The organism is Pelomicrobium sp. G1, assembly GCF_051905455.1.
Classification (GTDB): Bacteria; Pseudomonadota; Gammaproteobacteria; order Burkholderiales; family UBA6910; genus Pelomicrobium.
Genome location: NZ_JBQACR010000209.1, coordinates 1 through 334, shown reverse-complemented (window position 1 = coordinate 334; position 334 = coordinate 1). Strand labels below are relative to the sequence as shown.

At 70.1% G+C, this 334-nt stretch carries 1 pseudogene; it reads right to left on the bottom strand.

The features are described 5' to 3' along the window. Positions 1-334: pseudogene (locus ACTFO6_RS18200) on the bottom strand (hypothetical protein); the annotation flags it as partial.

The window sequence follows — 334 nt, the reverse complement described above, 5'->3', positions numbered from 1 at the left end:
TCACCCGTCTGCGTCACCGGTGTCACCCGTCCCCTGTCGCCGGTGTCACCCGTCTGCGTCACCGGTGTCACCCGTCCCATGTCGCCGGTGTCACCCGTCTGCGTCACCGGTGTCACCCGTCCCCTGTCGCCGGTGTCACACGTCTGCGTCACCGGTGTCACCCGTCCCCTGTCGCCGGTGTCACCCGTGTCATCCACGTCACCAGTCCCGCCAGTGGTGGCGGGTAGTACGACCAGCCGATCGAGCCGGATGCGGTATCGCGGCGTCGTGCCTGGTGCGCCTCCCTGGGCCCTGGCCTCGACGACGAGGTATCCCCGCTCGGTCAGGGCGCGGA